Below are 16,152 nucleotides of genomic sequence, written 5' to 3'. Positions count from 1 at the left end.
TACGAGCTACGAGCTACGAGCTACGAGCTACGAGCTACGAGCTACGAGCTACGAGCTACGAGCTACGAGCTACGAGCCACGGGCCATCCCCAGTCGTGCGGTTTGAGCGTTGGTCTATGGAAATGCTGAATAAATCGCCGAGCATAGTGAAGCGCAAGGCGTCAGGAGCACAGAAAGCGAGACATAACATGAAGTTAGGCGAGCTTTCGAGCACCGCGAAACGCAGCGATTTGCATGCGCAGGCATTTATTCAGTGTTTCCCTATGAACAGGGAGAGACTATGACATCGGATCGTCGCGCTATTCTCTATGGTCTCGGTGCTGTCGGGTTGTGGTCGACGGTGGCCACGGCCTTCAAGGTGGCGCTGGGCTATATGTCGCCCTTGACACTGATGTGGATCGCCTCGCTGGTCTCCTGGGCGGTGATCGGTGTGTTGGTGCTGCGTCGCGGTCAGTTGCGGGAAGCCCTGCGCCATGGCTGGCGGACCGCTGCCTGGGCTGGTTTGATGAATCCGGTGGCCTATTACCTGGTGCTGTTCGCGGCCTATGACCGGCTGCCGGGCCAGGAGGCCATGGCGCTCAACTACACTTGGGCGTTGACCATGGCCTTTCTCGCCGTGCCGATACTCGGCCAGCGGCTCACGCGCATGGACGTGCTGGCCGGGCTGATCGCCTATTCCGGGGTATGGGTGATCGCCACCCGGGGCCGCGTGTTCGACGTGGATTTTGCTGATCCGCTGGGCGTCGGCCTGGCGCTGGTCTCGACGCTGATCTGGGCGTTGTACTGGTTGCTCAACACCCGCGACCGGCGTGCGCCGTTGGTGGCGCAATGGCAGAATTTCAGCGTCGGCGTGCCGGTGCTTACCGTGATCTTGCTGCTGGGCCCCGAGGTGGAGTGGGTCGGCGCTACCGGGCTTGCCGCCGGCATCTATGTGGGGTTGTTCGAGATGGGCATCGCCTTCGTGTTCTGGCAACTGGCGATGCGCACGGTCTCGCGCACCGCCAGGATCTCCAACCTGATTTTCCTGTCGCCGCCGATATCACTGGTGCTGCTGTTCTTCATCGTCGGCGAGCCGATTCTGTCCTCGACGCTGCTGGGGCTGGTATTGATCCTCGGCGGACTCGGCCTGCAGCAACGGCAGAAGGCGCCGGCCGAGCCCGCCGATGCTCAATCTTGAAGTGCGATCTTGATGTTCAGTCCTGGTGCTCGGCGAGTTCGACGCCCGAGGACTCCAGCAGCGTTGCGAGCACCGGCCAGACGTTGTCGAGTACCTGTGGCTGGGCGGCAGCGGTGGGGTGGATGCCGTCGTCCTGCATCAGCTCGTCGTGCAGGGCCACGTCGTCGAGCAGGAAGGGCAACAGGGGAACCTCGTAGCGCTGTGCGAGCGCCGTGAAAACTCCAGTGAAGGCGTCGCGATAGGCCTGGCCATAATTGGGTGGAATATCGATGCCGAGCAGTGCCACCTCGGCGCCGGATGCCTGGCTGGCCTCGATCATTTCTGCCAGGTTGGCGCGCATCTGGGTGGGCGGCAGGCCGCGCAGGCCGTCGTTGCCGCCCAGTTCGAGTAGAACGATGTCCGGGCTGTGCTGTCCCAGCAGCTCGGGCAGCCGGGCCTTGCCGCCGGCGGTGGTTTCGCCGCTGATGCTGGCGTTGATGACCTGAGCCTTGCCTGTCAGGCGATCGGCCAGCAAGCTGACCCAGCCGTCCTGGCGTTCGATACCGTAGGCGGCGCTCAAGCTATCGCCCATCACCAGGATCAGCGGGCGAGGCGCAGCCAGTACCGGCCCGGCGATCAGGCACAGCACCAGGGCCAGCCAGACGCGTTGCAGAAGCTGCCGATAGGGGCTGTGAACTTGACCAATGGGGGAACGCTGCCGCATGTCCATCTCCTCGCACTCGAATGCCATCGAGCCGATTCTACACGCCGAAGGCCTGACCAAGCAGGTCGACAGCGGCGAACGGCATTTGACCATTCTGAAGGACCTGAATCTCGCGGTGCTCCCCGGCGAAAGCCTGGCCATTCTCGGCCAGAGCGGGGCGGGCAAGTCGACCCTGCTAGGCCTGCTGGCCGGGCTCGACGCCCCCAGTGCCGGCAAGCTCGCGATGTTCGGCCAAGCCCTGAATGAGCTGGACGAGGATGGCCGGGCGCGGCTGCGCGCCGGTCGGGTCGGCTTCGTGTTCCAGAACTTCCAGTTGTTGCCGACCCTGACGGCGCTGGAGAACGTGCTCATGCCACTGGAGCTCACGGCGGTGGCGGATGCCGAGTCGCGGGCCCGTAACTGGCTGACCCGGGTCGGCCTGGGAGAACGCCTCGATCACCTGCCCAAGCAGCTATCCGGCGGCGAGCAGCAGCGCGTCGCCCTGGCCCGGGCCTTCGTTACGGGCGCCGAGTTGGTCTTCGCCGACGAACCCACCGGCAACCTCGATCCGGCGACCGGTGAGCGCATCATCGACACCCTGTTCGAGTTGAATCACGAGGCTGGCACCACCCTGGTGCTGGTGACCCACGACCACGCCCTGGCGCGGCGCTGTGATCGCTGCCTGCGCCTGGAAGATGGCCAGCTCGTCGAGATGACCCGCGAAGAGGTCGGCGCATGAACGACCCGATGCGACTGCTGCGCCTTTCCTGGCGCGGCCTCAGGCGCGACCTGCGGGCCGGCGATGTACGAGCGTTGTTCGTGGCGTTGGCACTGGCGGTGGCTGCCTCGACCATGATCGGCTTCTTCCTCGATCGCCTCGACCGGGGGCTGACCCGCCAGGCGGGCCAGCTGTTGGGCGGCGATGTGGTCCTGGAGCAGTCCAGCCCCTTCGCGGCCGAGCTGCGCGAGACACTGGAAGCAGCGGGGCTGACGTTGTCTGACCAGGTCGACATGGTGTCGATGGTCAGCCAAGGCGATGCCTTTCAGTCAGTCAGCCTCAAGGCGGTGGACGACGTCTATCCGCATTATGGCGTCTCGCGCATCTCGCGGGGCGGCGACGTCGAGGAGGTGGCCAGCGGGCCGGCGCGTGGCGAGGTGTGGGTCGCGCCACGGCTGGCCATGCTGCTGAATGTCGAGGCCGGCGACCGACTGCATCTGGGAAGCGGGGAGTTCCGTGTCGGCGCGGTGATCGAGCGTGAGGCCGACCCCTCTGCTGGCTTCGGTAGCTTCAACCCGCGCCTGATGATGCATGTCGATGACCTGCCGGCCACCGGGCTGGTGCAGGATGGCTCGCGTATCGAGTATGAGCTGCTGGCAGCAGGGCCGGCGCAGGCAGTGGAGCAGGTCGCGCCGCTGCTCGAGCGATTGCGCGGCGAAGGCGTCGAGGTGCGGGACGTGCGCCAGGATCGGCCCCGGCTGGGCAGCGCCCTGGGACGCGCCGACCGTTACCTGAGCCTGGCGGGGCTGGCGGCGGTACTCCTGGCCGGGGTCGCCGTGGCCATGGCGACGCGCCGTTATGTCGAGCGGCATCTGGACACCGCGGCCCTGCTGCGTTGCTTCGGTGCCAGTCAGCGCGAACTGGTGTGGATCTTCGTTCTGCAACTGTTGTGGCTGGCCCTGGCGGCCTCGCTACTCGGCGCCGTGCTAGGGCTGGCCGGACAGGCAGCGCTGTTGGCCCTGCTGGGTGCGGTCATGCCGATCGAGCTGCCGCCGCCGGGCATTCTGCCGCTGGGCATGGGCGTCTTCACGGCTCTGGCAGTGCTGGCGGGCTTCGCCGGGCCGACCCTGCTGCGACTGCGCCGCGTCAGCGCCCTGAAGGTGCTGCGCCGGGAGCTCGATCCGCTGCCGGCCTCGGCCTGGTGGGTGGTGGCCGTGGCAGCCGGCGTATTCGGCGGCCTGCTGTGGTTGTATTCCGGCGATGGCGTGCTGGCCATGGGGCTGCTGATCGGCGGTCTGGCGGCCTTGCTGGCGCTCTGGGGGCTGGGCAGCGCGTTGCTCGCCCTGCTGGCCCGGCTCTGCGCGCGCCTGCCTCGCCAGACGGAGTCTCACGATAGCCCGTGGCGGGCCTTGAGGCTGGGCGGGCAGCAATTGGCGCGGCGTCGCACCGCCAGTCTCGGCCAACTGCTGGCCTTCGCGACGGCGTTGTTCGCCATGGGCATGATCGCCCTGGTGCGCGGTGATCTGCTCGATACCTGGCAGGCTCAATTACCCGAAGACACGCCGAACCATTTCGCCATCAACATTCAACCTGCCGAGCGCGATGCCTTCGCGGCGGCGCTGGCCGGGGCCGCCGAGGCGCGTAGCGCGCTGTACCCGATGGTACGTGGGCGCATCACCGCCATCGAGGGGCAGCCGCCACGCGAAGTGGTTCCGGAAGCGTCGCGTGGCGACAATGCCTTGCGTCGCGAGCTCAACCTGACCTGGAGTGACGAGCTGCCGACCGGTAATCGGCTGGTGGCCGGCGAGTGGTTCGCGCCGTCGGCATCAACGGCAGAGGGTTGGCTGGGTGCCGTCGCCGCTGATCCCGTCGCGCCGATCTCGATGGAGAGCGATCTTGCCGAACGCCTGGGGCTGGCGCTTGGCGATACCCTGACCTTCACGGTCGGCAGCGAGACGCTTCAGGGGCAGGTCGCCAGCCTGAGGGAACTGGACTGGGACAGCTTCCGCCCCAACTTCTATGTCATCTTCCCGCCCGGCGTGCTGGAAGAATTCGGCCACAGTTACATCACCGCCTTCCACCTCGATGGCAGTGAGCGGGAGGTGCTGCGCGGGCTGATTCGTGACTTCCCGGCCGTGACGCTGCTCGATGTCGAGTCGATCCTGTCGCGGGTTCGCGAGGTGCTCGACCAGGTGACCCGGGCGGTGGAACTGGTGCTGGTCTTCGTGCTGCTGGCCGGAGTCAGCGTCCTCTACGCCGCCCTGGTAGCGAGCCTGCCGGTGCGGGCGCACGAGGCGGGGTTGCTGCGTGTGTTCGGCGCCGGCGACCGGCTGTTGTCGCGCATTCAGGGGGCCGAGTTCGCCCTGTTGGGGCTGGCCAGCGGCCTGCTGGCCGCCGTGCTGGCGGAGCTGGCCGCCGCCGGAATATACATGGCCTGGCTGGACCTGGCACCACGCTGGCATCCCGCCTTGTGGGCCTGGTTGCCGCTGGGCGGCGTGCTGCTGGTCGGAGGTATCGGCCAGTGGCTCTCGCGCGGGCTGCGGCGTCGTGCGCCGGCGGCGAGCCTTGGCCTGCTCGGCGAGACCTGACCCCTGCTGCGCGGTGAGTCTTGAGCCGTAAGCCATAAGCAAAACCTACTAAGAGTGGCAGGACGCATCCTGCCCAGATTACGGAGGAGGTAATCCCCATGCGTCTTAGCCGTACTTTTCTGTCCCGCCTGGCGCTAGCCATGGCGCTCTCCGTTCCGCTAGCCGGGCCCGCCCTGGCGGATGCCGAAAAGTTCGAGGCGGATTTGCGCGCCTTGTTCGCCGACCGTCCGGGTGAGCTGACCATCGGAGAGGTTTCCGAGAGCTTGCTGGGCGGTGAAACCCGTGCGAAAGACTTGGAATACGTCAGCGAACGGGGCGAGCGAGTGCAGGTCGATCGCTATGTCGTCGAGGGCAATTACGACGATCCCGATCAAGTGGTCCTGGAAGGCTTGAAGGTCACCGAGGAAGAGGACGGGCAGACGGGGACGATTACCGCGCGCCGGCTGGTGGTCGTCGAGCCTTCTCGCCCGGTGCTGTCGCCCCGGGGCGTGCTGGCCGATGATCTCGAGGCCGCGGAGTTGACCGCCGAAGGGCTGGTGATCGAGCGCAATGGCCGTACCGTGCTTGATGCGGCCGGCGAGACACCGCGCAGCGTCACCAATCCCCGCTTGACGGTCGAGCACCTGGATGTCAGGGATATTGCCCCGACTACCATCGGCAGCCTGGAAGCGACCGATATCGCCGGCAGTGGCGAGGCGTTTGGCGAGATCGGTGATGGCGAATTCACGCTGGGCACCCTGAACATCAAGGGGTTGCGCGATCTGAATAGTCAGGCCGGGGCGCGGGCGGACCGCGTGGAGCTGAAGAATCTGGATATCGAGGCCCAGCGTCTGGCGGCGACGCTGGATCGCCTGCTGGTCGACGGCGACATGGCGGATGGCGCTGGCAGTCTGCGGCTGGAATCGCTCGATCTTGATCTGGCGCGGATGATCGAGCTGGCGCCGGCCGAGGAGCGTACTCGACTGCGCATGATGAGCAATGTGCTCACCGGCGGCAATGGCCACTTGGCGCTCGATGCCGCCTTCGACGGGCAGTGGGAGGCGCTGGACGATACTCGGGCGATGTTGCTCGGCGAGAGCCGGGTGACCGCCGCCGACGCCTTCCGCTGGACCTTGGACAGCGAGACGCCGGCCCGCCTGCCGGAGGGTGTCGATCCGTCGACCTATTTCGCCGAGGTGGATGGTCTCGATGACGTCACCCTGCTGGGCGGCGAGATCGAGACGACGCTGACCGACCTCGGGCTGTTCGGCCGCCTGCCGGCAGTGATTGCGACCAGCCAGGGCATGAGCGAGGATGAGTTCATGGCGCAGGCGCGTACCCAGGCCAAGGGACTCGGCAGCCTGTTCGGCCCGGAATTCGCCACTCTGTTCGGTGGGCTGGTCGACATGATGGAAGGCAAGGCTAGCGAGCTGGTCGTGCATTTCACCCTGCCGGAAGGCGACGAGCAGGAACTGGACGCCCTGGCCGACGACCCGTTGGTGCTGCCGAGCAAGCTGTCGATGCAAGTGCACACCCGCTGACCGCGCGGAAGGCGCCTTCAGAATTTCTCAAGCGCCCATGAGAAATGATGCGCTCAACCATGACGGCCTTTCATGTGAAAGCCGCCATGGGCTGGGGTATGATGAGCGCCTCCGATTTTCCCGTGATGCGAGGTCTTGCGCCGATGTTCAGCCGTGATATGCAGATTGCCGGTTTCGATGATGTCCTGTTCGATGCGATGCAAAAGGAGAGCGCGCGTCAGGAGGCACACATCGAACTGATCGCCTCCGAGAACTATGCCAGCCCCCGGGTGCTCGAAGCCCAGGGCAGCCAACTGACCAACAAGTACGCGGAAGGCTATCCTGGCAAGCGCTACTACGGCGGCTGCGAGTACGTCGACATCGTCGAGCAGCTGGCTATCGACTACGCCAAGGAACTGTTCGGTGCCAGTTACGCCAACGTCCAGCCACACTCTGGCTCTCAGGCCAATGGCGCCGTCTTCCAGGCCCTGGTCAAGCCGGGCGATACAGTGCTGGGCATGAGCCTGGACGCCGGTGGCCACCTGACTCACGGTGCTCGCCCGAATTTCTCCGGCAAGCACTACAATGCCGTGCAGTACGGCATCGACGAGAGCGGCCGCATCGACTATGACGAGGTCGCCAAGCTGGCCCGCGAACACCAGCCGAAGATGATCATTGCCGGCTTCTCGGCTTACTCGCAGATCATCGACTGGGCCCGCTTCCGCGAGATCGCCGACGAGGTCGGTGCCTACCTGTTGGTCGACATGGCCCACATCGCTGGCCTGGTGGCCGCCGGTGTCTATCCGAGCCCGATGGCCCACGCCCATGTGGTGACCACCACTACCCACAAGACCCTGCGTGGCCCGCGCGGCGGCCTGATCCTCTCCAGCGAGAACGACCCCGAGATCGAGAAGAAGCTGCAATCCGCCGTCTTCCCCGGTGGGCAGGGCGGTCCCCTTGAGCATGTCATCGCCGCCAAGGCGATCTGCTTCAAGGAGGCCATGGAGCCCGACTTCAAGGCCTATCAACAGCAGGTGGTGAAGAACGCCCAGGCGATGGCCGGCGTGTTCATCGAGCGCGGCTTCGACATCGTCTCCGGTGGCACTGAAGACCACCTCTTCCTGCTGTCGCTGGTCAAGCAGGGCCTGACCGGCAAGGACGCGGACGCCGCCCTGGGCCGCGCTCATATCACCGTCAACAAGAACGCCGTACCGAACGATCCGCAAAGCCCTTTCGTGACCTCTGGGCTGCGCATCGGTACGCCGGCGGTGACCACCCGTGGCTTCGGTGAAAGCGAATGCCGCGAGCTGGCCGGCTGGATCTGCGATATCCTCGACGTCATGGTCAAGGGCGAAGACACCGTCGCCATCGAGGCCGAGGTGAAAGCCAAGGTTGAACAAGTGTGTGCCCGGCTGCCCGTGTATCGGTGAGGCTCGGTCATATTGTGGTAAACTCAGGCGTCCTGCGGGGCGCCTGAGTTGTTTCTGGGGCGAGCGCCTGAGTGGTGCCTGGGGGCATCAAAGGTCATGGGGTGCTGGGCAGCCCTGTGGATCTCATGCGACCAGTGGGGTAAGTAAAATCGATACCGACAAGTTTCGGTGTTGTTAAGGGTAAGAGATTTCGCCCGGAACAATCTCCGGGCGGTAGCGTCCCCAAGTGTCCCAGGTACTGAGCTGTGCCTAAACTTTATATTCGCCTGCTGCTACTTAAGTTGTCGTTTACCTGCTTCTACGCCACTCACCATTTACCGCTGCTCGTTTGTCACATTGCCCTGAAGAAAATAGCGGATGTCAAAAAGGCGCGTAAACTGCCAAGTCCATGACCACCCAATAAACAAGGTGTTCTCTTGGTTTTCCTGAAAATTAAGTAATTTACTATCACTGTCGACGTAATATGCCTATCAAAACCCTGTGTGTGTTCGGTACGCGTCCGGAGGCGATCAAGATGTCACCTCTGGCAATTTCTTTGGCCAATGATCAGCGCTTTGATGCCAAGGTGTGCGTTACTGGGCAGCATCGCGAAATGCTCGACCAAGTATTGGACCTGTTTTCTCTCGTCCCCGACTACGACCTGGATATCATGAAGCCCGGCCAGGATCTCACAGACGTGACCACGGCCATCCTGCAGGGAATGAAAGGTGTTCTGAGCGAGGCCCAACCGGATATCGTGCTGGTGCATGGCGACACGGCGACCACTTTTGCCACCACTTTGGCAGCCTACTATCAGCAGATTCCCGTGGGACACGTGGAAGCCGGCCTGCGCACGGGGAATATTTATAGTCCTTGGCCGGAAGAAGCCAATCGAAAGCTCACTGGGGCACTAGCCGAGCTGCACTTCGCACCCACTGATCGTTCCGGGAATAACCTCCTAGAGGAAAATATCGCCCCGGCAAATGTGTATGTCACTGGCAATACCGTCATCGATGCGCTGCTGGATGTGGTCCACAAGCTCGAGAACAGTAGTTGCTTTCAGCAACAATTTTCTGAACAGTTCGACTTCCTCGATGCTGATCGTAAACTGATCCTGGTGACAGGGCACCGCCGTGAGAGCTTCGGTGGCGGTTTCGAGCGCATCTGCCAGGCGCTTCATGATACAGCAATTGCTCATCCCGATTGCCAGATCGTCTATCCAGTTCATCTGAACCCCAATGTCCTTGGGCCGGTCAAGCGGCTGCTCTCGGACATTGACAATATCCATCTGATCGAGCCCTTGGATTACCTTCCGTTCGTTTACCTGATGAACCGTGCTTATCTAATCCTGACTGATTCCGGCGGCATCCAGGAAGAAGCCCCCTCTCTTGGTAAACCGGTGTTGGTGATGCGTGAGACTACGGAGCGCCCAGAGGCGGTCGATGCCGGTACCGTCAAACTAGTAGGGACTGATGTGGCGCGCATCGTCGGTGAGTTACACAGCCTCCTGACCGATAGCAGTGCCTATGAGGAAATGAGTTACGCCCATAACCCCTATGGTGATGGGAAAGCTTGCCAGAGAATTCTGGAAATACTGGCAAATCGATAATTTTTACTCTTCCATTCTTTAGAATAGTTTACGAGAGCTCGATAAATGGAATTCAATACTATTTCGGTAGTTGGTTTAGGATACATCGGTTTGCCCACGGCGGCTGTCATTGCATCTCGCCGCAAGAACGTCATCGGTGTGGATGTGAATCAGCATGCGGTAGACACCATCAATAACGGTGACATTCATATTGTCGAGCCGGAGCTAGACATCGTGGTGCATGCCGCGGTCAAGGAGGGGTACCTGCGCGCGGCCACTAGCCCCGAGCCGGCGGATGCCTTCCTGATCGCCGTGCCTACTCCGTTCAAGGCAGAGAATGGCAATGAACATACGCCGGACCTGACCTATATCGAATCAGCAAGCAAAGCGGTTGCCCCGGTGCTCAAGCAGGGAGATCTCGTTATTCTCGAGTCCACCTCTCCAGTAGGTGCCACTGAGCAGATGGCAGTTTGGATGGCCGAATTGCGGCCTGATCTTACTTTTCCGCAAACTCATGGTGACGAATCCGATATTCGGATTGCCCATTGCCCCGAGCGTGTGCTTCCCGGCCATGTGGTGCGTGAATTAGTGGAGAATGACCGGGTAATTGGTGGCATGACTAGCAAGTGCTCCCAGGCTGCCACAGACCTCTACAAGATCTTTGTGGAAGGGGAGTGCATTACGACGACGGCTCGTACCGCTGAAATGGCAAAGCTAACCGAGAATAGCTTCAGGGACGTCAACATTGCGTTCGCCAACGAGCTATCCATCATTTGTGACAAGCTCGATATCAGCGTATGGGAGCTGATCCGTCTCGCCAACCGGCATCCACGTGTCAATATTCTGCAGCCCGGCCCCGGGGTGGGCGGCCACTGTATCGCTGTGGATCCTTGGTTCATCGTCAGCGAGACACCGGATGAAGCTCGCTTGATTCGCACTGCTCGTGAAGTGAACGATAGCAAGCCCCAATGGGTGGTCGATAAGGTGAATGAGGCTGTCGGAAAATACCTAAGTGAAAATTTCGATAAAACCGCCAAAGATGTGACTATTGCCTGCTTTGGACTGGCCTTTAAGCCGGATATTGATGATTTACGTGAGAGCCCAGCATTGAAGATTGCGGAAGACATCGTCGGATCTCACCCAGGTCAGTCGTTGATAGTAGAGCCAAATATTGAGTTGTTGCCTGGGGGGGCATTAAGCCGCGCACAACTGGTTGAAGAGGAAGAAGCGCTGAGGACAGCTGATGTAATAGTGCTCCTAGTTGATCATAAGGGATTTAAGGAGATACCGTTAGCTAAAATAAAAACGGATCATCTTATCGATAGCCGTGGTGTTTGGTCAGTGTGATGGTGCGCTAAAACCTAACAATGGGTTGGTTGTATGTCTTATAATCCTCGGCAGCTTTTTCCTGAAAAAAAGGGGTTTTCACCTGATTTCTTATTTCAGAATGATGGTGTTTCTTTTTTCTATACCTATATCCGAAAGAATGCTTCAACGTCGTTTAAGAAACTGTTCAAGTTGATGCATCCAGGGCTGTGCCCCGGAAAGGAACCCTCGCTTAGTTGCATGGCAAAGTATGCCCAAGTCAACGATCTTACGCCAGAAGAGATAGATAGGAGTTTTGAGAATAAGGTTTTTGTCTACAGGGACCCAGTTGAGCGTGTTTTTTCTGTTTATAAAAATAAGTTAATACAACAGGATGGGGCGGAGGATCTTCTTGAAAAGTTGAGTAAAGCTTCAGGGCGAGATCCTGGGTTGTTTACGTTTTGTGATTTTGTTAATGATTACGTTGCGCTTTTAGAAACAGAGCGATGGAAAGAGGTCGATGCTCATTTGTATCCGCAAGTTTGGCATTTGTTACCTATAACGTATAATATGGCGATACCTATGGAGCACGTCCATAGGGAAATGCTAAAGGTTCTTCCAAAAGATATCTGTGATAAAGCGTTTGAAGCGTCTAGCAATAGCACTGACAGTGGTAGTGTGCGTTTAGAGAGCTGCGACACTGATAGTCCTGCTATTTATTTTCAAAAGAAATACATTCGGGAAAATGCGCTTCCTAAACTTGAGCAAGTGATAACCCCTGAGATTGAGGCGAGAATAAAAGAAATATACTGCGAAGATTATTTAATGCTGTCAAGGGTTTCTGATAATGCAGATGTAAACCCTAGCCTTCTTCAGACTTCGCCGTGTCGGGATGGCTACAGGAAGTTGCTGGTTCAGCTGGAATCCAGTGAGTTGCAGAATAATAGGCTTATCAATCAGCTATCTGATGCAAGGGAGGAGATTGATAGGAAAAGCAAAGAGTGTAGAGATATTATCCAAAAAAACACCGTTCTCACAGAAAAGTTGGAGACTGCGAGAAAGGAGAGTCAGGAGCTGAATTCGAAGTATCAGGATGTTTTTAGAAAGTATAAGTCTGCCAATGCAAAGTATCGAGATGTAAGTCAAAGATATTCCGCGTTAAGATATAGTCCAGCTTACAGTGCGGGAGTTTATTTAAGGAATGCCTCAAAGTCCTTGGTTGGTTTTTTTAAGTTGCCAGTTCGGCTTTTTCGTCTGAAAAAACAGAAGGTTGGATTTCGCATAGACCTTCGGAAAGGGCTTCGGTATGTAAAGTGGAAGATGGTAGTCCCCCTTGCCATGCGGCTAGGTGTTCCATATAGCAAAGTTGCTTACCTGAGTTATCCGCGGCCGGTAAGAAAGATTATAGCGCATTTTGTCAGTCATTCTTTGGTTTCGAAAACCCAAGATGGTGAGGCCGTAAAGCAGCGTGAAGTGTTTCATCCTCCTTCATCCGCTGCACAAGAGATCAGTATTCTCGGTTGGCAAGACTGCCCACCAAAAAAAGGCAAACCCTATGTGATTGGTATTACTGACGAATTCACCACAGGCTGTTTCGAGAAGGATCTGAATCTGATCCAGCCGCGTCCTGATAATTGGTACGCTCTCGCCGAGAAGTATCGGCCTGAGTTCTTCTTAATTGAAAGTGCCTGGAAGGGAAATTATGGCAGTTGGCAATATCGTGTGGCGGACTACTCTAACAAGCCAGGCCAAGAAGTAGCACATATCTGCCAGTATGCTCAAGAGAAGGGTATTCCTACTGTGTTCTGGAACAAGGAAGACCCGGTTCATCACCAAAAATTCATGTGTAGTGCCAAGCTGGTGGATCACATCTTTACCACCGATGCTAATATGAAAATTTCTTACCAGAAGAAAACTGGCAATCCCAACGTTCATGCATTGGCCTTTGCTGCTCAGCCGGCGCTGCACAAACCTTCCCCTCTTGCAGGCCGCAAGTCGCGCGCCTGTTTTGCTGGCAGTTGGTATGGCAACCGTCACGCTGAACGTGGTGAGATGATGAGTTGGCTGTTGCAGGCAGCTAATCAATATGGCTTGGATATATATGACCGGAATTACGGCTCTGGTATTTTTCCCTTCCCGGAGGAATATCAAGCCGGCATAAAGGGAAGTCTTCCTTACAAGGAACTGTGTGAAGAATATAGTCGCTACAGGGTGTTCCTTAACGTTAATTCAGTGATAGATTCCCCCACCATGTTTTCGCGTCGGGTATTCGAGCTAATGGCCTGTGGGACCCCCGTCGTTAGCACATACGCCAAGGGTATCGAGAATTTATTCGAATCCGACGCCGTTTGGTTGGTCCATAGCCAAGAAGAAGCTGACGAAGCCCTTCACACCTTGATGACTGACGATGTCGAGTGGCGCCGCCGCAGTCTGGTAGGCATTCGCGAGGTGTTTGCTAAACACACTTATGCCCATCGCCTGAACGAAATCTTTGATCGGTTGGGCATTGAAAGCCGTATGTTCACCGACCCCGCTATTGTTCTGGTGGCTGAGGTTCAAAGCCATGCTGAATTGGAGGCGTTGGATCGTTTCGCTCGCCAGCAGTGCTATGGTGCGTTTCGTCTAGGGGTTGCCTGCGCACCGGGGGTTGTTGATCATCTGACCTATACCCCGTTCGAGCGAATCGTGTTGCTGCAACTTGGCGAGCAAGCCGCCTGGGTCGCCGAGCAACGGGAAGAGTACCCCGTCGCGGGCTGGATCACGCCCCATGGTTACTATGGTGAGCACTATCTGCGCGATTTGGCCAATGCCACTCTTTATGAACCACAGGCTGCTGGTTGGGCTAAGGCGCCCGATAAGGATCATTTTGCCTATGGAGGACAGGCTGTGCTGGCAGGCACTCTGTGGTGGACCAGCGAATTTCTCAAGTCCCCCCTCAAGGGCCACCCTGACGAGTACCTGACACGTCCGGATCTCTACCTTGCTGACAGTGATCAGTTTCAACATGGTGGTATGACAGAGCAGAGAGTTGAGAGGGGGGACTGTGACTAAGCGCGTACTCATCTGCGGTAACCCTGACCTGAACTATATCGACGGCTCATCGATCTGGTCTGAGACGATTGCCCGGGCTACTGCTGCTACCGGAATCGCTCAGGTCGAGTTCCTGTCTCGAAGCACCCCATTGCGTGACGAACTCTACAGCCCTTTAAAAAGCATAAAAAACCTGACCATTATCGACGGAAGTGACCGTAAATATTGGTCAGGAAAGGGCTTTTCGCGTATTACTCCGGCCATGATGGGGGATTTGGCAATCCGTCTGGACCGAGCCAACCCTTATGATGTGATCATTGTACGTGGGCTGGATATTGCCACGAAGATACAGGAAGTACCGGCTACACTTTCCAAGTGTTGGATGTATCTGACGGACATTCCCCAGCGGTTGGAGGATTACAGCACCGATCAGCGTCATGCTTTCCAGCGAATCGCTCACGGTTGTCATCGCCTGCTGTGTCAGACCCAAGGTTTCAAGGTCTTGTGGCAGTCGTTGGTACCGGATCTCGATGCCTCCAAGGTTCGCCTCTATACTCCGGTGATTCCTGACCTGACCAAGGCTCTGCCGTCGCTTGCCGAGCGTCCACTGCGTGCTATCTATGCCGGAAAATTCAAGGGAGACTGGATGACCTTGGAAATGGCCGAGCAGTGGCCTGTTATCCACGCTCAGTTGCCTAGCAGCGAGCTGGTAGTGATAGGCGACAAGATTCATGATGAGCCCGATATTCCGACTTACCAACAACGTATGCGGAAGGCCCTGGAAAGCACTTCAGGTTTACGCTGGCTCGGGGCTCTGTCACGTGATGCTGTTCAGCAGCAACTGCAGCAAGCTCGCGTAGGCCTCTCTTGGCGTGACGAGAGCATGAACGACACCTTGGAATACTCTACCAAGATTCTGGAGTACGGCGGGGCAGGGTGTGCAGTGATTCTCAATCGAAACCCGCTCCACGAGCAACTGCTTGGCCAAGACTATCCGCTCTTTGCGAATAGTCCCGAAGACTTCACTTTCCAGTTAGCTCGAGCGCTCGGTGAACCGGCGGTAGTTCAGCAAGCTGCCGATACACTTCAAAAACTGGCCCAATGCCACACCTTCTCTACTCGCGTCGGTGAAATTCGTCAGTGGCTTGAAGAAACACCCAAAGCGCCTGCTACGAAGTCAAAGACCCGGGTGCTGGTAGCCGGTCATGACCTCAAGTTCTTTACCTTACTCAAGAAGAAGCTGGAAGCTAGCGGCCAATTCGAGTTTCTCATCGACCAGTGGCAGGGACACAACCAACACGACGAAGCCCAGAGCCGAGCTCTCCTGGAGCAGGCCGATGTGATCTTCTGTGAATGGTGTCTGGGCAATCTCAAGTGGTACTCGCATCACAAGAAACCGCAACAGCGCTTGGTAGCACGTTTCCACCTTCAAGAAAGGGAGTTGCCTTATGTAGCTGAGGCTAACTGGGATAATATCAATCACATTAGCTACGTCAGTGAGTTTATTCGGCGGGAAGGGCAGAAAGTTTTTGGTTTCCCCTTCGAAAAGACCTCTGTTATTCCTAATTTGCTGGATGAAACAAAATTCTCACTCAAGAAGAAGACTGGTGATGCGCGCTATACTCTGGGGATGGTCGGTGTTGTTCCTGCCCGGAAGCGGTTAGATCGCGCACTAGACTTGCTAGAAGCGTTACTGGAAGAAGATGAGCGATACTGTCTACGTATCAAAGGAAAGCACCCGCTAGATTATAGCTGGCTGCTGAGTCGTGAAGATGAGCTAGTTTACTTTCGTAATATTTTTAAACGCATCAACAGCAACCCTAAGATACGGTATAAGGTCATCTTTGATCCTGCAGGAGATGATATAAACGACTGGTTCACCATGGTGGGCTTTGTGCTCTCCCCCTCGGATTTTGAATCTTTCCATATGGCCATTGGCGAAGGGATGCTAACGGGAGCATTCCCATTGATTTGGAATTGGGACGGGGCTGAAGAGATTTGGGGGGAGCGATTCGTTGTAAGCTCCGTCGTGGAAGCAAAGAAACTTTTGCTAAGTCATGGAGGACGAGAAGAAAGTTTAGAGTTACCGCAAGAGTTGAGTTCTGATTCTGTGGTGAGTAGCTGGTTGAAAATTCTAAGGTATGAGAGGGAGTGAG

10 protein-coding genes are annotated in these 16,152 nt (G+C 57.9%); 9 read left to right on the top strand and 1 reads right to left on the bottom strand.

The window, feature by feature from the left end; translation table 11 throughout:
• Positions 1-280 precede the first annotated feature (280 nt).
• Entirely contained in the window at positions 281-1,177 is an 897-nt protein-coding gene (locus FZZ93_RS15265) for a DMT family transporter (RefSeq protein ID WP_149323164.1), read from the top strand.
• Positions 1,178-1,193: 16 nt separating this feature from the next.
• On the opposite strand, the gene FZZ93_RS15260 is transcribed toward FZZ93_RS15265, so the two are convergent.
• Positions 1,194-1,880, bottom strand: coding sequence for an arylesterase (locus FZZ93_RS15260; protein ID WP_149323163.1), 687 nt, complete (start codon positions 1,878-1,880; stop codon positions 1,194-1,196).
• On the opposite strand from FZZ93_RS15260, the gene FZZ93_RS15255 reads away from it, so the two are divergent.
• From FZZ93_RS15255 to FZZ93_RS15220, 8 genes are all read left to right on the top strand, one after another.
• Positions 1,879-2,598, top strand: coding sequence for an ABC transporter ATP-binding protein (locus tag FZZ93_RS15255; RefSeq protein WP_149323162.1), 720 nt, complete (start codon positions 1,879-1,881; stop codon positions 2,596-2,598). The genes FZZ93_RS15260 and FZZ93_RS15255 overlap by 2 nt on opposite strands.
• On the top strand, positions 2,595-5,165 hold the full coding sequence (locus FZZ93_RS15250; RefSeq protein ID WP_187774550.1) for an ABC transporter permease: 2,571 nt from the start codon (positions 2,595-2,597) through the stop codon (positions 5,163-5,165). Before FZZ93_RS15255 ends, FZZ93_RS15250 begins: the two co-directional genes overlap by 4 nt.
• Before the next feature lie 98 nt (positions 5,166-5,263).
• Positions 5,264-6,685 (top strand): hypothetical protein, encoded by a 1,422-nt coding sequence (locus FZZ93_RS15245; RefSeq protein ID WP_149323161.1) that lies wholly within the window; start codon positions 5,264-5,266, stop codon positions 6,683-6,685.
• A 143-nt stretch (positions 6,686-6,828) separates the two neighbouring features.
• On the top strand, positions 6,829-8,094 hold the full coding sequence (gene glyA, locus FZZ93_RS15240) for a serine hydroxymethyltransferase (RefSeq protein ID WP_149323168.1): 1,266 nt from the start codon (positions 6,829-6,831) through the stop codon (positions 8,092-8,094).
• A gap of 469 nt (positions 8,095-8,563) precedes the next feature.
• Entirely contained in the window at positions 8,564-9,682 is a 1,119-nt protein-coding gene (gene wecB, locus FZZ93_RS15235; RefSeq protein ID WP_281290381.1) for a non-hydrolyzing UDP-N-acetylglucosamine 2-epimerase, read from the top strand.
• Positions 9,683-9,727: 45 nt separating this feature from the next.
• A complete protein-coding gene (wecC, locus tag FZZ93_RS15230; protein WP_149323159.1) occupies positions 9,728-11,008 on the top strand; it encodes a UDP-N-acetyl-D-mannosamine dehydrogenase in 1,281 nt (426 codons plus the stop codon).
• Positions 11,009-11,041: 33 nt separating this feature from the next.
• Positions 11,042-14,017, top strand: coding sequence for a glycosyltransferase family protein (locus tag FZZ93_RS15225; protein ID WP_187774549.1), 2,976 nt, complete (start codon positions 11,042-11,044; stop codon positions 14,015-14,017).
• Entirely contained in the window at positions 14,010-16,151 is a 2,142-nt protein-coding gene (locus tag FZZ93_RS15220) for a glycosyltransferase family protein (protein WP_187774548.1), read from the top strand. Before FZZ93_RS15225 ends, FZZ93_RS15220 begins: the two co-directional genes overlap by 8 nt.
• Position 16,152 lies beyond the last annotated feature (1 nt).

The organism is Halomonas eurihalina, assembly GCF_008274785.1.
Taxonomy (GTDB): domain Bacteria; phylum Pseudomonadota; class Gammaproteobacteria; order Pseudomonadales; family Halomonadaceae; genus Halomonas; species Halomonas eurihalina.
Note: the sequence above shows the minus strand (reverse complement) of the source record. Positions and strands in the feature narration are given on the sequence as shown.